At 68.6% G+C, this 22,357-nt stretch carries 15 protein-coding genes, 1 other RNA gene and 1 pseudogene; 7 read left to right on the top strand and 10 right to left on the bottom strand.

Annotated elements, in window-relative coordinates:
- The first annotated feature begins 118 nt into the window (after positions 1–118).
- The 3 genes and pseudogenes from glnA to ACPCHZ_RS14860 form a co-directional block, all read left to right on the top strand.
- The gene (glnA, locus tag ACPCHZ_RS14850) at positions 119–1,555 is read left to right on the top strand and encodes a type I glutamate--ammonia ligase (RefSeq protein WP_423485445.1); all 1,437 of its coding nucleotides are present in this window, start codon (positions 119–121) and stop codon (positions 1,553–1,555) included.
- 81 nt (positions 1,556–1,636) lie between these two features.
- A complete protein-coding gene (gene dtd, locus ACPCHZ_RS14855) occupies positions 1,637–2,068 on the top strand; it encodes a D-aminoacyl-tRNA deacylase (RefSeq protein ID WP_423485446.1) in 432 nt (143 codons plus the stop codon).
- Between the two features lie 33 nt (positions 2,069–2,101).
- A pseudogene (locus tag ACPCHZ_RS14860) lies at positions 2,102–2,521 on the top strand (DoxX family protein); the annotation flags it as partial.
- A gap of 126 nt (positions 2,522–2,647) precedes the next feature.
- Here the strand turns inward: ACPCHZ_RS14860 and ACPCHZ_RS14865 are convergent.
- The 8 genes from ACPCHZ_RS14865 to ACPCHZ_RS14900 all read right to left on the bottom strand — a co-directional run bounded on the left by ACPCHZ_RS14865 (position 2,648) and on the right by ACPCHZ_RS14900 (position 17,554).
- Positions 2,648–6,724 (bottom strand): Ig-like domain-containing protein, encoded by a 4,077-nt coding sequence (locus tag ACPCHZ_RS14865; RefSeq protein ID WP_423485447.1) that lies wholly within the window; start codon positions 6,722–6,724, stop codon positions 2,648–2,650.
- Positions 6,725–7,101: 377 nt separating this feature from the next.
- Positions 7,102–7,953: a TIGR03619 family F420-dependent LLM class oxidoreductase gene (locus ACPCHZ_RS14870; protein WP_423485448.1), complete on the bottom strand. Its 852-nt coding sequence runs from the start codon at positions 7,951–7,953 to the stop codon at positions 7,102–7,104.
- Positions 7,950–8,579 (bottom strand): PaaI family thioesterase, encoded by a 630-nt coding sequence (locus ACPCHZ_RS14875; protein WP_423485449.1) that lies wholly within the window; start codon positions 8,577–8,579, stop codon positions 7,950–7,952. Before ACPCHZ_RS14875 ends, ACPCHZ_RS14870 begins: the two co-directional genes overlap by 4 nt.
- A 1-nt stretch (position 8,580) precedes the next feature.
- Positions 8,581–11,544, bottom strand: a complete 2,964-nt coding sequence (locus ACPCHZ_RS14880) for a bifunctional [glutamine synthetase] adenylyltransferase/[glutamine synthetase]-adenylyl-L-tyrosine phosphorylase (protein ID WP_423485450.1) — start codon at positions 11,542–11,544, stop codon at positions 8,581–8,583.
- 41 nt (positions 11,545–11,585) lie between these two features.
- The gene (locus ACPCHZ_RS14885) at positions 11,586–12,926 is read right to left on the bottom strand and encodes a glutamine synthetase family protein (protein ID WP_423485451.1); all 1,341 of its coding nucleotides are present in this window, start codon (positions 12,924–12,926) and stop codon (positions 11,586–11,588) included.
- Positions 12,927–12,977: 51 nt separating this feature from the next.
- On the bottom strand, positions 12,978–14,519 hold the full coding sequence (locus ACPCHZ_RS14890) for an alpha/beta hydrolase (protein WP_423485452.1): 1,542 nt from the start codon (positions 14,517–14,519) through the stop codon (positions 12,978–12,980).
- 64 nt (positions 14,520–14,583) lie between these two features.
- A complete protein-coding gene (locus tag ACPCHZ_RS14895) occupies positions 14,584–16,104 on the bottom strand; it encodes an alpha/beta hydrolase (protein ID WP_423485453.1) in 1,521 nt (506 codons plus the stop codon).
- 58 nt (positions 16,105–16,162) lie between these two features.
- A complete protein-coding gene (locus ACPCHZ_RS14900; RefSeq protein WP_423485454.1) occupies positions 16,163–17,554 on the bottom strand; it encodes a WS/DGAT/MGAT family O-acyltransferase in 1,392 nt (463 codons plus the stop codon).
- A 156-nt stretch (positions 17,555–17,710) separates the two neighbouring features.
- On the opposite strand from ACPCHZ_RS14900, the gene panB reads away from it, so the two are divergent.
- Complete coding sequence (gene panB, locus ACPCHZ_RS14905) at positions 17,711–18,571, top strand: 3-methyl-2-oxobutanoate hydroxymethyltransferase (protein WP_423485455.1); 861 nt, start codon at positions 17,711–17,713, stop codon at positions 18,569–18,571.
- Here the strand turns inward: panB and ACPCHZ_RS14910 are convergent.
- The gene (locus ACPCHZ_RS14910) at positions 18,568–19,347 is read right to left on the bottom strand and encodes an enoyl-CoA hydratase/isomerase family protein (RefSeq protein WP_423485456.1); all 780 of its coding nucleotides are present in this window, start codon (positions 19,345–19,347) and stop codon (positions 18,568–18,570) included. The two genes, panB and ACPCHZ_RS14910, sit on opposite strands and share 4 nt — an antisense overlap.
- A gap of 131 nt (positions 19,348–19,478) precedes the next feature.
- Here ACPCHZ_RS14910 and ACPCHZ_RS14915 point away from each other — a divergent pair, with 131 nt between their 5' ends.
- Positions 19,479–21,023: a CHAD domain-containing protein gene (locus tag ACPCHZ_RS14915; RefSeq protein WP_423485457.1), complete on the top strand. Its 1,545-nt coding sequence runs from the start codon at positions 19,479–19,481 to the stop codon at positions 21,021–21,023.
- A 22-nt stretch (positions 21,024–21,045) separates the two neighbouring features.
- Here ACPCHZ_RS14915 and rnpB read toward each other — a convergent pair.
- An RNA gene (rnpB, locus tag ACPCHZ_RS14920) (RNase P RNA component class A) lies at positions 21,046–21,431 on the bottom strand.
- A 43-nt stretch (positions 21,432–21,474) separates the two neighbouring features.
- Between rnpB and ACPCHZ_RS14925 the strand changes: the two genes are divergently transcribed.
- Positions 21,475–21,927, top strand: a complete 453-nt coding sequence (locus ACPCHZ_RS14925; protein ID WP_364981272.1) for a helix-turn-helix transcriptional regulator — start codon at positions 21,475–21,477, stop codon at positions 21,925–21,927.
- A 10-nt stretch (positions 21,928–21,937) separates the two neighbouring features.
- Positions 21,938–22,354, top strand: coding sequence for a VOC family protein (locus tag ACPCHZ_RS14930; protein ID WP_364981275.1), 417 nt, complete (start codon positions 21,938–21,940; stop codon positions 22,352–22,354).
- Positions 22,355–22,357 lie beyond the last annotated feature (3 nt).

Raw genomic sequence — 22,357 nt, forward strand, 5'->3', positions numbered from 1 at the left:
CCGACCGTCACGAGTGCGCGGTGTGATTGCGTAACTTCGGCGCAACATGCGGTTGATGACCGTGCAACATCGTGTCCCTAGCGTCAACGCGCGGGTTACCAGTGAAGGAGAGAACCTAGTGGCAGAAACTACGCCCGACGACATCTTCAAGACCATCAAGGACGAGGGTGTCGAGTACGTCGACATCCGGTTCTGCGATCTTCCCGGCGTCGTCCAGCACTTCTCGATCCCGGCGTCGGCATTCGACGAGAGCGTGTTCGAAGACGGACTGGCATTCGACGGTTCCTCGGTGCGTGGCTTCCAGTCCATTCACGAGTCGGACATGATGCTGCTGCCCGATCCCGAGACCGCGCAGATCGACCCGTTCCGCGCCGCCAAGACGCTGAACATGAACTTCTTCGTGCACGATCCGTTCACCCGCGAGGCCTACTCCCGCGATCCGCGCAACGTGGCCCGCAAGGCGGAGAACTACCTGACCAGCACCGGCATCGCCGACACGTGCTTCTTCGGCGCCGAGGCGGAGTTCTACATCTTCGACTCGGTCAGCTTCGACTCGCGGATCAACGGCACCTTCTACGAGGTCGACTCGGAGTCGGGCTGGTGGAACACCGGTGAGCCGCTGGAGGCCGACGGCAGCCCGAACCGCGGTTACAAGGTGCGGCCCAAGGGCGGCTACTTCCCCGTGGCGCCGTACGACCACTACGTCGACCTGCGCGACCAGATGGCCACCAACCTGCAGAACGCCGGGTTCGTGCTGGAGCGCGGTCACCACGAGGTGGGCACCGCAGGCCAGGCCGAGATCAACTACAAATTCAACACGCTGCTGCACGCGGCCGATGACGTGCTGCTGTTCAAGTACATCATCAAGAACACCGCATGGCAGGGCGGCAAGACCGTGACGTTCATGCCCAAGCCGCTGTTCGGTGACAACGGCTCCGGGATGCACGCCCACCAGTCGCTGTGGAAGGACGGCCAGCCGTTGTTCCACGACGAGTCGGGCTACGCCGGCCTGTCGGATCTGGCCCGCCACTACATCGGCGGCATCCTGCACCACGCGCCGTCGCTGCTGGCGTTCACCAACCCGACGGTGAACTCCTACAAGCGCCTGGTGCCGGGGTACGAGGCGCCGATCAACCTGGTGTACAGCCAGCGCAACCGCTCGGCGTGTGTGCGCATCCCGATCACCGGCAACAACCCGAAGGCCAAGCGCCTCGAATTCCGTTGCCCGGACAGCTCGGGCAACCCGTACCTGGCGTTCGCGGCGATGCTGATGGCCGGCATCGACGGCATCAAGCGCAAGCTGGAGCCGCAGGCCCCGATCGACAAGGACCTCTACGAGTTGCCGCCGGACGAGGCCGCCAACATCCCACAGGCGCCCACGTCGCTGTCGGCGGTGATCGACCGGCTCGAGGAGGATCACGAGTACCTCACCGAGGGTGGCGTTTTCACCGAGGACCTGATCGAGACCTGGATCTCCTACAAGCGGGAGAACGAGATCATGCCGGTGCAGATCCGTCCGCACCCGTACGAGTTCGCGCTGTACTACGACGTGTAAGTCCTCGCGTCCGCAAGGGCCGGGTGGATCCCCAGTACGGGGGCCGCCCGGCCCTTTCGCATGGCCGGGGAGGATGGGGGCATGCGAGTACTGGTGCAACGGGTGACATCGGCGAGCGTCGAGGTCGACGGCGAGGTGGTCGGTGAGATCACGCCGGCCGGGCAGGGGCTGCTGGCATTGGTCGGCGTGACGCACGACGACGACGAGGACAAAGCCCGCAGGATGGCCGAGAAGCTGTGGCAGCTGCGGATACTCGACGAGGAGCAATCGGCGTCGGATGTCGGCGCACCGATCCTGGTGGTCAGCCAGTTCACTCTGTACGCCAATACGGTCAAGGGCCGGCGGCCCAGCTGGAACCTGGCGGCGCCGCGGCCGGTCGCCGAACCGCTGGTGTCGGTGTTCGCCGCTGCGCTGCGGGCGCTCGGGGCGGAGGTGGCCACCGGAGTCTTCGGTGCGGACATGAAAGTGCAACTGGTGAACGACGGCCCGGTAACAGTCATGTTGGAGCTGTGAGAAAGCCGACCGCCTCGGCGTAAAGTCTCCGCCATGGCGACCAACTTCGACTCTCGGCTCGCGGGTTACTCCTCTCCCCTCTTGAGCGTTTTCCGCATCGTGGCCGGCTTGATGTTCACGTTGCACGGCACCCAGAAACTGTTCGACTGGCCCGCTGCCTCGCCGATGCCGATCGAGGTCGGCGCGTGGCCGGCGTGGTGGGCCGGCTTGCTCGAATTCGTTCTCGGCCTGCTGATCACGGTCGGGTTCTTCACCCGCATCGCGGCGTTCATCGCCTCGGGTGAGATGGCGGTGGCGTACTTCTGGTACCACTGGCCGCCGCTCGAGGGGCCGTCGGCGTCGTTCTGGCCGACGGTGAACGGCGGCGAGACAGCGCTGCTGTACTGCTTCGGCTTCCTGGCGATCGCCGGACTCGGCGCAGGCGCCTGGTCGGTCGATGCGCGCCGGCGCGTCGGCGGTGGCTCCGGTGTGCGGCGCGGGCGGGTGGTGACCGGCACGGCCGCACCTGCGGGCACTCCTGCCGCCGCACCCGTGCGTCGAGGCGGGCTGCTCAGCCGCTTCCGCCGTAACCGGTACTGACTACAGGTTCGTCGCCTCGTCGGCGAACGTCACGACGGAGATTGTCCCCGCGCGGTCCACGACGTACGCAGCGCTGCCGTCGGGGGCGAACAGGATCCGCTGCGGGTACTCGCCGAGGATCAGCTCCCCGACCTTGATCCCGGGCAGTACCGTCCCGCTTGCGGCGTCGATGACCGTCAGCGAGGCGTCTGTCGGGTTGGTGACGTAGATCCGTGTGCCGTCCGGGCTCACCGCGATGTCGGAGCTCGTCAGACTCGAATACGCGGTCGGAGTGGTCGAGATGTTGGCTGCCAGCGTCGATGCCGTGCCGCCGGAGATCTTCACGACCGAGGTCGACGTCAGCTGAGGATTGATCTGCTGCGTCACAACCACGTACGCGGTTCCGCTGACTTTGTCGACGGCGACTCCAACGGGCCTGCCCCCCGTGACCGGCACTGTGCTCGCGGTACCACCGCTGATGACTGTGACGGTGCTGTCGGAGTAATTGGTGACGTAGACGGTGCCGTCGTTCGCGACGGCACCTTCGGCATAACGCTCGTCGTCGCCGTTGAAGTTGTCGACGACATAGGAACCGATTTCCTGGTTGCCGCTGGTGAGGTCGACGACGGACACCTCGAGGGTCGACGTCCCCACGCCCGAGTCGTAGATCCTGTTGAGCACGATGGCGTAGACGCTGCTGCCGTCGTCCTCCGCGAACAGGCTCACCGGCTGGCCGTCGCCGAATGTGATCGGCGTGCCTGCTGCGCCGCCGTTGTAGACGGCGACCGTTCCGGTGGCGTCGTCGAGCACGTAGGTGTTCCCGTTGTCGTCCACCGCGACGTCGTCGGCATCCGGGTTGACCGCGTTCGAGTAACTGCCGGTTTCGTCACGCAGGATGATCGGATCTCCGGGACCGCCGACGTCGACCAGTTCGACGGTGTAGCCGGCTTGCGAATCAGCGATGTTGCCGGGCCGCAGAACGATCAGCCGCAGTCTGCCGTCGGGCCCGAGCGTGGCTCCCCGTAGCAGGGCGAAACCGTCGACGGGGTCCCGCGTCTCGGTCACTGCGGCCTCCGCCGGGCTGACCGTGACCGTGACGTCGGTCGAGTCGGTGCGCTGCCCGTCGGTCACGGTGACGACGAACGTCTCGGTGATCGGGTCGTCACTGGCGTACGCATCCAGACGGGCCTGGCCGTCCGGGGTGTAGGTGACGGTGTAGCTGCCGTCGGCGTTCGGGGTCACCTTCACCCGCCCGTTCGCGGGTTGGGTGACGAGGACGCTGAGCGCGTCGCCGTCGACATCCGTGGCGCGCACGATGACCGGGACCGCACCGGAGTTCGGATTGGCGCCCTGCACGCTCGTGGACGTGATCGCCGGCGCCGAGAGGTTCTCACCCGCGAAAAAGGACACGACGGTCAGCTGGTTGTTCAGGGTGCCCCCGGCGGCGGGCGACACGAGGTACTGATCGGTGAGGTAGATGTGATCCTCGGTGGCCACCACGTAGTCGAACGGCTGCCCGTCGGGACTGCCATCGGTGGCGGTGGTCAGCACGAACTGGCGGGAACTCGTGTCGATGATCGAAAAGTTGTCGGCGCCTGCGACATAGGCCAGGCTGCCGTCGGGGCTGAAGGCGACGCCGGTCGGCAGCGCTCCGACGGGCACGGTGGCGACCACGGTGTCCGTCGCGGTGTCGATGATGGATACCGAGTTGGTGGTGGCGTTCACGACGTAGAGGTCGGGGTGGGTGGCGCCGGCCGGAGTCTTGAAGATCCCGTAGGGAGCGGCGCCGACCTGGATCGGCGCCCCGACCGGCTGGCCATACCCCGCGGTGCCCTGCCTGACATCGAAGACGCGGACGTTACCCGCGCCGACGTCCGTGACGTACAGCTTGTCGTTGGCGACGACCAGTCCCGACGGGGTGTTGACTCCCGCGAGTGCGATCTGCTGGCTCGGCAGAACCGTCCCGTAGCCGTCGGCGTCGGCGTCGGCGGGGTCGATGTTGACGACGGAGACCGTCCGGTCGTTGTTGAGCATGTACAGCCGGGTGCCGGTGCCGTTGACGGCCAGGCTCTGGGGAAGGAAGTTCGTCTGCTTGCCGGTCTGGATCGTGTCGATGGCAGCCGTCGACGGGTCGACGTCGACTTGGGTGTAGTTCTCGCTCGGGTCGTCCGCGTCGATCTCGAACACCCGCAGCGTGCCGCCGCTCTCGCTGACATAGAGTCGGCCGCCCGACGCCACCATGCTGACGGCATTGCCGGTGGCAATGGGATTCGTGCCGGCTGCAATCGGATCCGTGTCGATGACCGTGTTCGTGCTGGTGTCGATGACGGTGATCGTGCTGTCGCGGTTGCTCAGCACGAACAGCCGGTCACCGTAGAGCACTGGCGACAGCGGTGCCGTGCCGACGGTGATCGCGTCGTTCTCGGTGCGCAGGCGCGCCTGGGTGATCGGCACGGTGATCGTGAACGTCTGCGCGTCAGTCCCTTCGCCCACCGTGATCGTGACGGTGTCGGTGGTCGGCGCCAGTGCTGCGGCGAGAGTGCTGGTGGATCGCATGCTGCGGAACGCATTGAGCGACTGGAAGGTCTGCGGGGTGGGCGGCTCCGCCGTATAGCCGCCGATGCGGATGTTCGCGTCGGGCGTGTACTCGACGGTGAACTTCCGGGTGGCCGGGTCGTACCCGGTGATCGTCGCCGTGCCGTATTCGGCGGGGATCTTCTTCCCGATGTAGTCGTCGAGGTTGTTGCGGACCAGTTCGTCGTTCTCGGGCGACAGCGGGCCGACAGGCGTCGTCGACTTCCCGGTGACGGGATCGACGACCGTTTCGGGATCCACCGTGCCGGCTCCCGGTTGGACCGTGACGTTGATGGTCTGCGTCGTGGCAGTGTGTCCGCCGTCGGGACGGAGGAGGGCTGCCAGGCCGTGCAGGTGCGGCCCGTCGTCGGCGTCGCTGACCGTGATGGTGAAACTGTCGGTGAACGGCTCTGTCCCGTTGGCGTTCCACGTCGTCGGCGGCGAGTAGGTCCAGTTCCCCTCGTCGTCGACGACCACGGTGCCGCCCTGGGCGCCGTCACTGTCGGTGTAGGTGAACTCGTCGCTGTCGTCGTCGTCCACCTCCACCGAACCGGTGACCACCGGACTCCCCGACGTCGGGTCGATCGACTGACCCTGCGTGGAGGAGGTGATGGTCGGCGAGTCGTTGAGCAAGCTCGTCTGCACCTGGCGACGCACCCACGCGAGCACTCCCCACAGCACCGGATTCTGCGGCACCGGTTGACCGGGAGTCCCGGCACCGAGGAACGGGGCCAGCGCGGCTGACAGCACCCGCGTCACCACGCTCAACGACGCCCTGACCGGTTCTGAGATTCGCTGCTGCTCAACCGAGGTGATCTCGTTGACGACCGACGCCTGCTGTTGGGGTCCGGCAACCGAGTCGACGCCGGTGACAACCGACTCGCGCACCCGCTGCAACGCGCCGTCCAGGGTGGCCGCCGGCGGCCGGTTGTCGGTGATCGCGGCGCTCAGACGGCGCGACAACACCTGTGGCGCCGGTGTTCTGGGCGCGGACTGCGTCGCTGTGAGAGCAGGCGGCGCCGAGACTGCGGGTGTCGAGGGCCCGTTCGTCGCACGTTCCTGCTGCGCACCCAGACCTTTGCTCTGCTCGGTCTCGGACGGGTCGGCCGCGACCGGCTCGGTCGCGACCGGCTTGGTGCGAGTGGGCCGTTCACCGAGGCGCTGCGTCGCGGTGATCGCATCGCCGGAACTCTTCGCCACACCTGTGACGATCTTCCGGACCGCGTCCGTCGCACGGTCGATGCGCTTCTCGATCCGCTTCTCGATGGCGTCCCGTGCGTCCTGCGCCGAGCGGGGCGCGTCGTCTTGGCTCTCGTCGGACGTGTCGGCCTCGCTCTTCGATGAAGGCGCAGACCCGGAGTCGCTCGACGTCGTCGTCTCCTCTGCCCAGGCGACACCCGGAGTGGTGGCAACGGCCGCCCCGACCCCGAGAGCGACGGCCAGCGCGCCGACTCGCCCGATGTACCGCGCGTACATCGTCGGTGCTGCGGTGTACCGGCCAGTGCGTCGCTTCGCGGCGTCCATGGTGCTTCCCCTCCAGTGGCCTTCGGCTTGCGGACGCACCGGATGGTGTTCTCAGCTTGCTCTCAGGATCAGACGGAGCGTACGGGCTGCGACTCGCCGCACCTAGCCCTTCCGGGCACCACTCGACGGCATGCTCGCGATATCAATGAATTTGCCACCACCGGCCCCCCGCCGCGGAGGGCGAATGCCCTGCTGGGAAGGATTTCGGCGTGCCGACCCCGATCACGAACCGCGAGCCTTTCCATCCGCGCCGCAAAACCACCAGCTCAAGATCGTTTTCCGGGTGGGGCTGAGCGGTCGGTTCGGACTCCACGGGTCCCGCACCCGCCTCGTGGCCGCGAATCGAACGACACGGCTGTTTGCCGTAGCTGTAAGACTCAGCCCAGGTCTTTGCGGAACCGCTTCATTCCGTCGATCTTCTCGGCCAGCGACGCCTGCGGGCCGGCGTAGAACATCCACGGCATCGTGATGATGCCGGTGATGCCTGCGGCCTCGGCCCGGGCGTAGTGCTCGGGGGTGAATGCATCGGTCAGCGGGGTGAGGACGGTGAAGCCGTCCATCGTCAACCCGTTCTCCGCGCGCAGTGCACGCAGCTTGTCCACCGACGCGATCGCGTGGTCGGTGGAGATGAGGTCACCGATCCAACCGTCGTGACGGGCCGCCCGCCGCAGCGCGACATCGCTCAATCCGCCGACGTAGATCGGGATGTGCGGCGGCGTCGGTTCCATCTCCAGACGCGGCGCCGAGTAGAACTCTCCGGAGAACTCGTTCCACCCCGGCTGCCACAGCGCGCGGAACAACGAGAGCATCTCGTCGGTGCGCCTGCCGCGCCGGTCGAACCGCTGCCCCAGCAGCGTGAACTCTTCCTCGCACCAGCCCACGCCGACACCGAGTTCCACCCGCCCGTCGGCCAGGTACGCCGCCGTGCCGATCGCCTTGGCCGCCGAGAACGGATCACGCATCGCCGGGATGTAGACCGTCGTGACGAAGCGCAGGCGTTCGGTGACCGAGGCCAACGCCCCGACCAGCACCCACGGGTCCGGCCAGTGGGTGAACGGCTTCCACCGCCTGCTGCCGTCATCGGTGTAGGGGTACGGCGTCTTCAGTGTCTCCAGGTTCACCACGTGGTCCGGGATCCCCATCCCGTCGTAGCCGAGATCGTCTGCGGCCCGGGCGATCTCGATGACCTCGCGGGACTCCAGGAACGCCGAGCTGACGTAGAACCTCACCCGGCTTCCCGCGCCCAGGCCGGCATGATGAACACCCCTTCGGCCTCGACGGTCACCCCGTCGGCATCCCGCAACTCGCCGCGGGCGTAGGTCTTGAACCCGTCCACCCGGTCGATCCACGCCTCGGCGCGCAGCGCCCCCAGCGGAGTGCCGCGCAGATACTTCAGCGTGATCGTCCCCGTGAACAGCGGTTTGGTCAGGCCGTCGCTGGCCACCTCGCCGAGAATCTGATCCAGCACCAGCGCGCAGACGCCGCCGTGCACCCACCCCGGCGGCCCCTCGTACGGCGCGCCCAACGCGAACTCGCTCCAGCAGCGTCCGTCCGCGTCCTGCTCGATCATCAGCGGCGGCGCCATCGCATTGCGGATGCCGACAACCGGATTCGCCCACACCACCGGCCGTCCCGTGTCGGCGTGCCGCATCCGCGGCGTCTGGTCGCGTTCCTGCTCTTCGAGCATCGAACTGACCGCGTCGATCGCCCGGCGCGCCTCGACGACGGTCTCGTCATCCGCCCCGGTGCGGATGCTCGCCTCGATGAGTCGCCGCACCGACTGCGTCAGCGGTTCGTGCAGAGCACGCAGCCGGTCGTGTTCCTCCGCACTCATCGACTCGAAGAAGAAATCCACATCAACCTCCGAACACGTTGCGCACCACGGTCTTCGCGCGACGTGTCACGCGCAGGTAATTGTCGAGGAACTCGCCGCCGTCGTCGTTGTCCCAGCCGGCGGCCAGCGCCACCGCGTTGAGCTGCCTGCCCGGCCCGGGCAACTGGTCGGTGGGCTTGCCGCGCACCAGCACCAAAGCGTTGCGGGCCCGCGTCGCGGTCAACCAGGCCTGCCGGAGCAGGTCGATGTCGCCTTCGGCGATCAGTTCCGCGGCGCCGATCGCGTTCAGCGAGTCCAGCGTCGAGGTGTTGTGCAGCGCCGGGATGCGATGCGCGTAGCGGAGCTGCAGCAGCTGCACCGTCCACTCGATGTCGGCGAGCCCGCCGCGGCCGAGCTTGGTGTGGGTGTTGGGGTCGGCGCCGCGGGGCAACCGTTCGGCGTCCACCCGCGCCTTGATCCGCCGGATCTCCTGCACCGTCGCGGCCGATACGCCGTCGGCCGGGTACCGGATGCCGTCGATCATCAACAGGAACTGTTCACCGAGTTCGAGGTCACCTGCCACCCGGTGCGCCCGCAGCAGCGCCTGAACCTCCCACGGCTGGGCGTATTTCGTGTAGTACGCGGTGTAGGAGGCCAGCGTGCGGACCAGCGGTCCGTTGCGGCCCTCGGGCCGCAGGCCGAGGTCGACCTCGAGCGGCGGGTCCGCACTCGGCGTTCCGAGCAGCGCCCGGACCTGTTCGGCGATGTTCACCGACCATTTCACCGCGACGGATTCCTCGACACCGGCGTGCGGTTCGCAGACGAACATCACGTCGGCGTCCGACCCGTAACCCAACTCGCCGCCGCCCAGCCGGCCCATACCGATGACAGCGATCCGCGCGGGTGGTCCGTCGTCCGGCGTGTTCGCCCGGATCACCGCCTCCAGCGCCGCCTGGAGCACCGCGAGCCACAGCGCCGTCAGCGCCTTGCAGACCTCGGTCACCTCGAGCATGCCCAGCAGGTCGGCCGACGCGATCCGCGCCAGTTCGCGCCGGCGCAGTGTCCGTGCGGCGGCGATCGCACGAACCGGGTCCGGATGGCGGCCCGCCGAGGCGATGAGCGCCTTGGCCATTCCGTCGGGTTCGACGTCGCACAGTTTCGGGCCGTTGGGGCCGTCGGCGTACAGCCGGATCACCTCGGGCGCCCGCATGAGCAGTTCGGGGACGTAGGCCGAAACCCCGAGCACCCGCATCAGCCGCTTCGCGACCGCGCCCTCGTCACGCAGCGTCGACAGGTACCACCGCTCCTCGGCCAGCGACTCGCTGATCCGCCGATAGGACAGCAGCCCGGCATCCGGGTCGGGGGTGTCGGACAGCCAGTCCAGCAGCGTCGGCAGCAGCACCTGCTGCACCCGGGCGCGCCGGGCGCCGCCACCGGTGAGGGCCGCCAGGTGGGTCAGTGCGCTCTGCGGCCCCTCGTAGCCCAGCGCGGCGAGCCGCCGTTCGGCCGACTTCGTGCTGAGCCCGGCCGAAATGCCCAGGGCGTCTTGGCCGACCGACTCGAGCAGCGGTTGGTAGAACAGCTTCGCGTGCAACCGCGACACCCGCAGGCTCTGCCGCTTGAGTTCCTCGCGCAGCACTCCGAGGGCATCGTGCTGGCCGTCGGGCCGGATGTGCGCCGCCCGTGCCAGCCAGCGCATCGCCTCGTCGTCGCCGGACTCGGGCAGCATGTGGGTGCGCTTGAGCCGTTGCAGCTGCAGCCGGTGTTCGAGCAGCCGCAGGAACTCGTAGGACGCGGTGAGGTTGGCGGCGTCGTCGCGCCCGACGTAGCCGCCGGTGCCCAGCGCCGCGAGCGCATCCACCGTCGACGCCACGTGCAGGGACTCGTCGTTGCGGCCGTGCACCAGCTGGAGCAGCTGCACCGCGAACTCGACGTCGCGCAGGCCGCCGGTGCCGAGCTTGAGTTCACGGGCCCGCACCCCCGCAGGCACCAGTTCCTCCACCCGTCGGCGCATCGCCTGCACCTCGGGCACGAAGTCCTCCCGCTCACACGCCGTCCACACCATCGGCGTCAGCGCCTCGATGTACTCCCGGCCCAGCTCGGCGTCGCCTGCTGCGGGCCTGGCCTTCATCAGCGCCTGGAACTCCCAGGTCTTGGCCCACCGCTGGTAGTAGGTGACGTGCGACTCGAGGGTGCGCACCAGCTGGCCGTGCTTGCCCTCCGGCCGCAGCGCGGCGTCCACCTCGAAGAAGGCGTCCGCGGCAAGCCGCATCATCTCCCCGGCCACCCGGATGGCCAGCGCCGAGGCCTCGTCGGCGACGAAGATGACGTCGACGTCGCTGACGTAGTTCAGTTCGCGTGCACCGCATTTGCCCATCGCGATCACCGCCAGCCGCGGGGCGGGCCCGGATCCGCAGGCCGACCGGGTCGCCACGATGAGCGCCGCGCCCAGGGCGGCGTCGGCCATGTCGGACAGGTGCTCCCCCACCGCCACGAACGGCAGCACGGGTTCGTTCTCCACCGTCGACGCCAGATCGAGCGCCGCCAGCACGAGCATCCTGTCCCGGTAGAGCTGGCGTAGCGGGGCTGCGGCAGTGGTTGTGTCGCTGATGTTCTCGGCGGCCGCGGCGAACTCGTCCCGCAGCTGCGACGCCGAGGGCAGCGTGACGGCACCCTCGAGCAGATGCCACGACTGCGGATTGGCGATGAGGTGGTCGCCCAGCGCCAGCGAGGCGCCCAGCACGCCGAAGAGCCGCCCACGCAGGCCCTTGTCCTTGAGCAGCGCGCCGTTGAGTTCGGTCCACCGGTCATCCAGTGCGTCGGCCAGCCGGACCATCGCCAGCAGTGCGGTGTCCGCGTCGGGGGCCCGCGACAGCGACCACAGGAGCTCCACGTGGGCGTCGGTGGTCCAGCCCAACCGGTCGAGATTCGCCGCCGCCTGTTCCTGCACCAGACCGAGGCGGCCCGGGCTGGGCAGCTTCGGTCGGTCGGTCACGGGTTTGGCCACGTTGACGACGGTATCGCACCGCCGCAGGTGGCCGGACGTCGCTAGAGCGACAGGTAGGTCCTCAGCTCGTACGGCGTGACGTTGCTGCGGTAGGTCTCCCATTCCGAGCGCTTGTTGCGCAGGAAGTAGTCGAAGACGTGCTCCCCCAATGCTTCCGCGACCAGCTCGGAATTCTCCATCTCGGCGAGCGCGACGCCGAGGCTGGACGGCAGCTCGCGGTAGCCCATCGCGCGGCGTTCTTCCGGCGTCAGGCTCCAGACGTTGTCCTCGGCCTGCGGTGCGAGCACGTAGCCCTTCTCCACTCCGCGCAGACCCGCGGCCAGCAGCACCGCGAAGGTCAGGTAGGGGTTGCACGCCGAATCGGGGCTGCGCACCTCGATGCGCCGCGACGACGCCTTGCGCGGGGTGTACATCGGCACCCGGACCAGTGCGGACCGGTTCGCCGCGCCCCAGGACGCCGCGGTGGGCGCCTCACCGCCGTGTACCAGCCGCTTGTAGGAGTTCACCCACTGGTTGGTGACGGCGCTGATCTCGGTGGCGTGCTCGAGGATGCCCGCGATGAACGACTTGGCCACATCGGAGAGCTGCAGCGCGTCCTCGGGGCTGTGGAACGCGTTGGTGTCGCCCTCGAAGAGGCTCATGTGGGTGTGCATGGCCGACCCCGGGTACTCGGCGAACGGCTTGGGCATGAACGACGCACGCACGCCGTCACCGAGCGCCACCTCTTTGACGACGTAGCGGAACGTCATCACGTTGTCGGCCATCGACAGCGCGTCGGCGTAACGGAGGTCGATCTCCTGCTGCCCGGGTGCGCCCTCGTGGTGGCTGAACTCGACGGAGATGCCCATCTGCTCGAGCGCGTCGATGGCGTGTCTGCGGAAGTTCGGCGCCGAGTCGTGCACCGCCTGGTCGAAGTAGCCGCCGTTGTCGGCCGGCACCGGCGGGGTGCCGTCGTCGGGGCCGGGCTTGAGCAGGAAGAACTCGATCTCCGGGTGCACGTAGCAGGAGAAGCCGAGGTCACTGGCCTTGGCCAGCTGGCGGCGCAGCACGTGGCGCGAGTCGGCCCACGACGGCGAGCCGTCGGGCATCGTGATGTCGCAGAACATCCGTGCCGAGTGGTGCTTCTCGGAGCTGTCGGCCCACGGCAGGATCTGGAAGGTGGACGGATCGGGGCGGGCCACCATGTCGGCTTCCGACACCCGGGCGAAGCCCTCGATCGAGGATCCATCGAAGCCGATGCCCTCTTCGAACGCGCCCTCGAGTTCGGCAGGCGCGATGGCGACGGATTTGAGGTATCCCAGGACATCCGTGAACCACAGCCGGACGAAGCGGATGTCGCGTTCCTCCAGCGTGCGCAGCACGAATTCCTTCTGGCGATCCATGTTCGCAGCGTAGGTTCCGGCTGTTAAATCCGTGTTACGCCGCTGCTAGATCTAGCAAGTCAAACCGGCCGGAGGGGCCTGCAGATCGACGAGGAACCGGAGGGTGGCGGTGTCGACGCAGGCATCGCCGTTGAACACCACGGTGTGTTGGGTGCCGTCGAAGGTGATCAGCGACGCCTGCATCTGCCGTGCCAGCTCGACGCCCGCCTCGTACGGCGTCGCCGGATCACGGGTCGTCGAGACCACGACGACCTTGCCGGGACCGGGGCTCACGGCCGGATGCGGCGTCGACGTCGCCGACACCGGCCACATCGCGCAGATGTCGCGGGGGGCGAACCCGGTGAACGACCCGTAGGCGAGGAACGGCGCGGCCAGGCGGGCCTGCCGGTCGATGTCGGCCCACGCCGCTGGGTCGGTCGGGTACGCGGAGTTCACGCAGCGGATCGCCGTGAACGCATCCTGCTGGTTGCCGTAGTGGCCGGCGCGATCGCGCTTCTGGTACTCGTCGGCCAGCACGAGCAGGTCACCGGGGTCGGTGCCGCGGGCCAGACCGAGCAGACCGCTGGTGAGGTAGGGCCAGAAGCGCTTCGAGTACAGCGCGCTGCCGGTGCCGGTGATGGCGTCCTGGTAGCCAAGTCCGCGCGGGTCTGGGGTCGGGGCGGGGCGCTGGGCCAGGGGGTCGACGAGTTGGTGGTAGCGGTTGACGAACTGCGCCGGATCGGTGCCGAGCGGGCACCCGGCCGATGTCGCGCAGTCGGCGGCGTAGGCGTCGAACGCCCGCTGGAAGCCGGCCAACTGGCGAAGGTTGCGGGTGGTCGGGTCGAGGCTCGGGTCCACCGCCCCGTCGAGCACCATGGCCCGCACCCGGTCGGGGAACTGTTCGGCGTAGCCGGCGCCGATTTCGGTGCCGTAGGAGAACCCGAGATAGTTCAGTTGTTGCTCGCCGAGCGCGCCACGGACGGCGTCCATGTCGCGCACCGCGGAGGCGGTGCCCACCCCGGAAAGGAACTGTGCGCCCATCCGGTCGAGGCACTGCTGGGCGAGCTGTCGGTAGAGCCCTTCGATGTGCGCGACGCCGGCCGGGCTGTAGTCGGCCATCGGTTCGCGGCGGTAGGCGTCGAACTCCGCGTCGGTGCGGCACCGCAGTTCCGGCGTCGAATGGCCGACACCGCGCGGGTCGAAGCCGACCAGGTCGAACCGCCGGCCGATCTCGGTGTCCGCCAGCGCGGCGCCCATACCTGCGACGACGTCGACGGCCGAGGCGCCGGGACCGCCCGGGTTGACCATCAGCACACCGATGCGCTCACCGCGGGCCGGAACGCGGATGACGGCCAATTGCGCTTGTGCCGCTTGTGGATTCGCCGCATTGTTCCAGTCGACGGGTACCGCCACCCGGCCGCATTGCGCGGTCGGGATGCGGCTGACGTCGCCGAGCATGTCGGCACAGCCACCCCATACCGGCGGCTGTCCGTAGGCCTGGGTGGCCTGGCCCTCGGGGCTGGCCAGCGCGGGAGCGACGCCGGGGGTGGGCAGCATGACGAGCACGAGCGCAGCCGTCAACGACCGCCGTCCGACCCGCCACATGGCGCTCATGTTCGCACGGCCGACCGGGGCAGGTCTGCGGCCGGTACGAAACGGTGACCTGGCTGTGACCCGCTCAGCGGCAACGGGTGTCGGCCGGCGGCACCTTCACGTCGACCAGGTAGGTCGCCGCGATGTCGTCGACGCAGCTGTTGCCCTGGAACACCACGGTGTGCTGGGTGCCCTCGAACGTCACCAGTGTGCCGCCCAGCTGACGGGCCAGGTCCACCCCGGCCTGATACGGCGTGGCGGGGTCGTTGGTTGTGGAGACCACCAGGACCGGCGGCAGGCCGCTGACCGAGATCTCGTGCGGCTCACTGGTCGGCGGCACCGGCCACATCGCGCAGGTGCCCAACGGGGCGTTGCCGGTGAAATCGCCGTAGCTCATGAACGGCGCCACCTCGCGCAGCCTGCGGTCCTCCTCGATGATCTTCTCCCGGTCTTTCACGGCCGGCTGGTCCACGCAGTTCACCGCCACTCGCACGTCGGTCGAGTTGTTGTAGCGCCCGGTCGCGTCGCGGCGCATGTAGAGGTCGGCGAGGATCAGCATCGTGTCGCCACGGCCCTGCTTGAGCTCGGTGAGCCCGGTGGTGAGGTGCCGCCAGAGATTCGGCGAATACAGGGTCATGATGGTGCCGACGATCGCGTCGCTGTAGGAGAGCCCGCGCGGGTCATCGGTCTTGGCGGGTGTTTCGACGAGCGGGTCGACCAGGCTCTTGTACACCTCGACGGCCTTGGCGGAGTCCGTGCCGAGCGGACAGTCCGGGGACTTGGCGCAGTCGGCGGCGTAGTTGTCGAACGCCTTCTGGAAGGCGGCGGCCTGACGGATGTCGGCCTCGATGGGGTCGGCGTTCGGATCGACCGCGCCGTCGAGGATCATCGCCCGCACCTTGTCCGGGAAGGCCTCGGCGTAGGCCGACCCGATGCGGGTGCCGTAGGAGTAGCCGAGGTAGGTCAGCTTCTCGTCGCCGAGGGACTGCCGGATCGCGTCGAGATCGCGTGCGACATTTGCCGTTCCGATGTTGGCCAGGAAGTTCTCACCGGACTTGTCGACACATCGCTGGATGAACGCCTTGGTCTCGTTCTCGATGTGCTCGACGCCCTCGGGGGTGTAGTCGACCTGTGGGTCGGCTCGCAACCGGTCGTTGTCGGCATCGGAGTTGCACCACACCGCGGGCGAGGACGAGGCGACGCCGCGCGGATCGAAACCGACCAGGTCGAACCGCTCGCGCACCGAGTCGGGGATCGACGGCAGCGTCGACACGGCCGCCTCGACGCCCGACTCCCCGGGTCCGCCGGGGTTGATCACCAGCGAGCCGATCCGGTTCGGGCCGGTGGCCTTGAACCGGATCATCGCCAGCCGGGCGACGTCGCCGTCGGGCTTGGAGTAGTCGACGGGGACCGACAGCAGACCGCACTCGGCGTCCGGCGGGATCCGGGATTCACCCGACGGCGCGGAGCCCTGGCACAGCACCCATTGCACCGGCGTACCCGGCCGCGGCACGGCGAGAACCGCACGTCCGTCGACGACGTTGCTGCAGCCCGCCACCAGGAGCAGGGCCGCGGCGGCCGCGACGACCCCCATGCGATGTCTCATGGCTCCACATGCTGCCATGACCGACCATCGGTGCTGGCGAGGCGGCTGCCGGGCGGCTTCAGCGCGTGGCGTCGAGGAGCTCCTCGAGTGCAGGCGCGAAGTCGTCGGCCATGTCCCACAGGTCGGGCAGCAGTTCGGGGCACGACACCAGGCCGACGTCGAGCTTGCCGTTGAGCGACATCACCGTGATGTTCAGCGCGGCGCCGTGGAAGACCGGGCCGATCGGGTACATCGCGCCGACCTCGCACCCCAGGTAATACAGCGGCACCTGGGGGCCGGGAACGTTGGACACCACGAGATTGAGCACCGGCCGGGCGCCGGACAGCCTGCTCGCGGCGTAGACCCGCATCGCCGCACCGAACACCGCGGGCGCGGCGAACTGGGTCCAGTCCTGCAGCAGCGTGGCACCGATCGCCGAACTGTGCTGTTTGGCAACGGAGTTGGCGTCGGAGATGGCCTTGATCCGTTCCAGCGGGTCTTCGACGTTGGTCTCGAGTCGGGAGAACATGCCCGACACCTGATTGCGTCCGGGCCGGTCGGACTTGTCGTGCACCGACACCGGCACCATCGCGATCAGCGTGCTGTCCGGCAGCTGTCCCCGATCGAGCAGGAACTTGCGCAGCACGCCGGACACCAGCGCCATCACCACGTCGTTGAGCTTGACCCCGAAGTGGTTCTTCACGTTCTTGACGTCGTCGAGATCGAGTTGGGCGAACGCGATGTTGCGGTGGCCCGTGACGTTGGCGTTGAACGGCGTCTGCGGTGCGGCGAACGGGGCGGCCATCGACTGGCCGGCCCGCGCGCGCTTGACGGTGTCGAGCACGGTGTTGACGGTGCTCGGCAGCGCATTGACGAACTTGAGCGGCCGGGTGGCGAACTTGATCGCCCCGTTGACGGAGATCTCGAGTTGGTTCCCGCCGCCGACGCCCTGCACGGGCTCGGGGTCGGCCGCGTCCGGTTCGGTGCTGCACAGCTGCGACATCAGGCTGGCGCCGGTGACGCCGTCGACGGCGGCGTGGTGCACCTTGGTCAGCACCACCAGTTTCCCGCCGTCGCGGGCGTCGGTGCCGTCGATGCCCTCGATCACCCACTTCTCCCACAGCGGCCGGGCCCGGTCCAGCGGCAGCGAGGCGATGTGGCCGAGGATCTCGGACAGCTCGTAACGGCCGCCCGGCGGCGGCAGCCCGATCCGGTGCAGGTGCCGGTCGACGTCGAAGTCCTTGTCCTCCACCCACACCGGGTGGTCGAGGTTGAACCTGCTGTCGGCGAGCTTCTCCCGGAACTGCGGCATCGACTCGATCCGCTTCGACAACGCGTCACGCAGCTTGTCGAAGGTGTAACCGCCCGGCATCGTCGTGGTGTCGAGCTCCAGGATCGAGCAGACGTGCAGCAGCTGCTGTGCGGTTTCGAGGTACAGGAAGCTGGCGTCGAGTCCGCTGAGGCGTTGCATGTGGCCAGCGTAGGACGCCCCGATGCCGGCGTGTGAGAAAGTCCACTTAACCCAGGGTTCACCTGGGCAGCGCATGGTGGCACACTGAACTCGTCAGCCGAACCCGGGGACCCTGTCGGGCCTCGAGGATCGAAACGACCACCACGAGGGACAACGATGTCTGAGCAGACTGTCTACGGTGCTGCCACGGGAACCGCCGATGGCGATTCACAGCCCAAGCCACGGACCAAGGTCCGCACGCATCATCTGCACAAATGGAAGGCCGAGGGCCACAAGTGGGCCATGCTGACGGCCTACGACTACTCCACCGCCCGGGTCTTCGACGACGCGGGCATCCCGGTCCTGCTGGTCGGTGACTCGGCCGCCAACGTCGTCTACGGATACGACACGACGGTCCCGGTGTCCGTCGACGAACTGATCCCCCTGGTTCGTGGTGTGGTGCGGGGCGCACCGCACGCGTTGGTGGTGGCCGACCTGCCGTTCGGCAGCTACGAGGCCGGCCCGGCGCAGGCGCTGGCGACCGCCACCCGGTTCCTCAAGGAGACCGGCGCGCACGCGGTGAAGCTCGAGGGCGGTGAACGCGTCGCCGAGCAGATCGCCACGCTGTCCGCCGCCGGTATCCCGGTGATGGCGCACATCGGGTTCACCCCGCAGAGCGTCAACGGTCTCGGCGGCTTCCGGGTGCAGGGCCGCGGCGACGCGGGCGATCAGACGATCCACGACGCGATCGCCGTGCAGGAGGCCGGGGCGTTCGCCGTCGTCATGGAGATGGTGCCCGCCGAACTCGCCACCCAGATCACCGGCAAGCTGACCATCCCCACGATCGGGATCGGCGCCGGACCCAGCTGCGACGCGCAGGTGCTGGTGTGGCAGGACATGGCAGGTCTCACCAACGGCAGGACCGCCAAGTTCGTCAAGCAGTTCGGCAGCGTCGGCGATGAACTACGCCGTGCCGCAACGCAGTACGCCGACGAGGTGGCATCCGGCGTGTTCCCCGCCGAGGAGCACAGCTTCTAGGCGAACTCGGGGCGGCGCTTGGCCAGGAACGCGTCGACCCCTTCGCGCCCGTCGGCGGAGTCGGCGCGGTCGGCGATCAGCCGGCCCTCGAGTTCCATCTGCTCCTCGAGGCTGTTCTTCAACGAGTTCAGCAGCAGGTACTTGACGCCTCCGCCGGACCCGCGCGCACCGGCGGCCACCTTCTCGGCCAGAGCGGTGGCGCGCTCGCCGAGTTCGGCGTCGGGCACCACCTCGGTGGCCAGGCCCCAATCCACCGCCTCCGCCGCGGTCAGGGTCCGGTTGGTCAGCATCAGCTCCTGAGCCTTGCGCAGTCCCACCAGCCGGGGCAGGTAGTACGACGAGCTGCCGTCGGGGCTCAGACCCACCTTCGTGTAGGCCATCGTGAACGTCGCCGACTCGGCGGCCAGTACCAGATCACCGGTGATCGCCAGACTGAATCCGGCGCCTGCGGCGGTGCCGTTGACGGCGGTGATGAGCACCGCGTCGGTGCGCGCGAACGTGGAGATGGCCCGGTGCAGGTCGTCGGCGACGCCCTTGATGTACGCGCCTCGGCTGGGCGCGGACGCGAACGACTTGAGATCACCACCGGCGCAGAAGAACCTCCCCGACCCGGTGAGCACCACCACCTTGACCGACGCGGTGTCGCAGCGCTTGGCGGCGTCGGCCAGTTCGCGAGTCATCGTGTCGTTCATGCCGTTCGCGGCGTCGGGCCGGTTCAGGCCGATGCGCGCGACGGCGCCGTCCTGGGAGAAGGTGATGGCGTCGTATTCGGTCACACCCCGGACTGTATCCGCGGCGTCCGCCCAGCGTGGGAGCCGGTCGCGCGGAGCGGGTGATTCACCTTCGTGTGGCATTGTGGCCACCTGCCGTTCAGACCCGCCTTCGCCCCCGAAAGGACAATGCACCCATGGCCGACAGCTCCGCCGGGGCACAGAAGGATTCGAAGAAGACCTCGCGCCACACCGAGGTCGAGCGCAAGTTCGAGGTGACCGAATCGACGGTGTCGCCGTCGTTCGCGGGGTTGTCGGCGGTGTCACGGGTGGAGCGGTTGCCGATCCAGCATCTCGACGCCGTCTACTTCGACACCCCGAACCGCGACCTCGCGGCCCATCGCGTCACGCTGCGCCGGCGCACCGGGGGCGACGACGCCGGCTGGCATCTGAAGCTGCCCGCCGGGCCGGACGCCAGGACCGAGGTCAGGCAACCGCTGGACGACGTCGACACCGTGCCAGAGTCGCTGCGCGACGTGGTTCTTGCGGTCGTGCGGGACCGGCCGCTGGCGCCCGTCGCCCGCATCTCCACGGAGCGGACCGTCGATCTTCTGTTCGGCCCCGACGATTCGCCACTGGCCGAGTTCTGCGACGACCAGGTGACGGCGACCGCGGGTCAGGACGGCGACGAACAGCGTTGGCGGGAGTGGGAACTCGAACTCGTCGAAGGCGCTGTCGACGACGGCCGCGCGGGTTCGGAGCTGCTGGACCGGTTGGCCAACCGGCTGTTCGACGCGGGCGCGACGCCCGCCGGGCACGGATCGAAGCTGGCCCGCGTGCTCGACACCTCGGGCGGCGAGCCGGCGGACGCCGACGGCGACGAGCGGGCGGTCGACCCCATCCACGCGGCGGTGGCCGAGCAGGTCGACGAGTTGGTGATCTGGGATCGGGCCGTCCGCGCGGACGTGTACGACTCGGTGCACCAGATGCGGGTGGTGACCCGCAAGATCCGCAGCCTGCTGCAGTCGGCGGAAGGCGCGTTCGGCATCTCCGACGACGCGTGGATCCTCGACGAGCTCAAGCAGCTCGCCGCTGTCCTCGGCGTGGCGCGCGACGCGGAGGTGCTGGCCGAGAAGTACGAGAAGGCGATCGACGAGCTGCCGGCCGAGCTGGTCCGCGGACCGGTCCGCGAGCGGCTGGTGGAGGGTGCGAAGAAGCGCTACGACGCTGGGCTTCGGCGGTCGCTGATCGCCATGCGCTCGCAGCGCTACTTCCGGCTGCTCGACGCGCTCGACGGACTGGTCGCCGCCGAACCTCCGGCGCCCCGGCCCGGTGAGGAACTCGTGCCGGTCTCCATCGACTCGGCCTACAAGAAGGTGAAGAAGGCCACCAAGAAGGCCAGGGCGGTCGCCGAGTCCGACGCCGATGAAGCCGAGCGCGACGAGGCCCTCCACAAGATCCGCAAGCGCGCCAAGCGGCTGCGCTACACGGCCGCGGCGACCGGTGAGGGCAAGGTGGCCGAGCGCGCCAAGGCGGTGCAGTCCCTGCTGGGCGACCATCAGGACAGCGTGGTCAGCCGGGTGCACCTGCACCAGCAGGCGGATGCCGCGCACGCCGCGGGCGAGGACACCTTCACCTACGGCTTGCTCTTCGCCCATGAGGACGCCGTCGCGAAGGAGGCCGAGGAACAGCTCGGCGACGCGCTCGACAAGCTCCACAAGGCGGTACGCAAGGCCGACTGACTGTCGGCGTGCTGCCGGGGGGCGGACGAGTTGGCCTGTAAGCCGGATTCTGTTCCCGGTCGGTGAGACCGGGCGGCGACCATCCATCTGGACACACCGTTGCCGGGTGCCTCGAGCGGCCTACCCGCAGGCTCGGGCGAGCAGCCCTCGGACGCCTGCGCGACCGCACCAGGTGCGGCCTTCTTGGCCTTGCTTCGGGTGGGGTTTGCCTAGCCACCCCGGTCACCCGGGATGCTGGTGCGCTCTTACCGCACCGTTTCACCCTTACCACCGCGAGGGTGGCGGTCTGTTTTCTGTGGCACTGTCCCGCGAGTCACCTCGGATTGCCGTTAGCAATCACCCTGCTCTGTGAAGTCCGGACTTTCCTCGGGCCGTATCGCTACGGCACGCGGCCGCCCGGCCAACTCGTCCGCCTCAACAAGATACTCCCCCGGGAGTAACCTCTACCGCTATGCCGCAGGTGCCGCCGGCCCGCTACCTGATGCGCGCGAAAGATCTGGTCGACGCGCGTTACGCCGAGCCGATCACGGTGGACGACCTCGCTGCCGCCGCCGGGCTGTCCCGGGCGCACTTCAGCCGCATGTTCACCAGGACGTTCGGTGAGTCGCCGCGAAGCTACCTTCAGACGCGGCGGCTCGAACGCGCCGCGGCGCTGCTGCGCTACACCGACCGCTCGGTGGCCGACATCTGCGTGATGGTCGGCCTACACAGCGTCGGGTCGTTCACCACCAGCTTCGCGCGGGTGTACGGCAGGCCGCCGGCCGCTTACCGGGCCTCGCTGCCGCCCGCCGCACTGCGCGCCAGAGTGCCCAGCTGCATTCTGCGCCGCGACACCCGGCCGCCCGCGGACAGCCGCGTCAAGACAGCACACGGGGAGAAGACGAGCGGCGCGGCCCGGCCGTAGCGTCGTGCCCATGATGAGAATCGCCAGTGCCCACCTGTGGGTCCACGATCAGGAAGTCGCGTTGAAATTCTGGACCGAGCAGGTCGGAATGGAAGTGCGCGAAGATGTTTCACTGCCCGACATCGACACGCCGTTCCGCTGGCTGACCGTCGGACCGCCGGGACAGAACGACGTGTCGATCGTCCTGATGGCGGTGCCCGGCGCGCCGGTGATGGACGACGCCACGCGGTCGCAGGTGCTCGACCTGACGGCCAAGGGGTTCGCGGGAACGGTGTTCCTCACCACCGACGACTGCCAGGGAGCTTTCGAGCGGCTGAGCGCGCGTGGCGTCGAGTTCACTGAGGAGCCACACCCGATGCCCTACGGCATCGACTCGGGTTTCCGTGACCCGTCCGGTAACAGCGTGCGCGTCACCCAACTCGCCTAGAAC

The sequence above is a fragment of the Mycobacterium sp. NPDC050041 genome (assembly GCF_049541695.1).
Taxonomy (GTDB): Bacteria; Actinomycetota; Actinomycetes; order Mycobacteriales; family Mycobacteriaceae; genus Mycobacterium.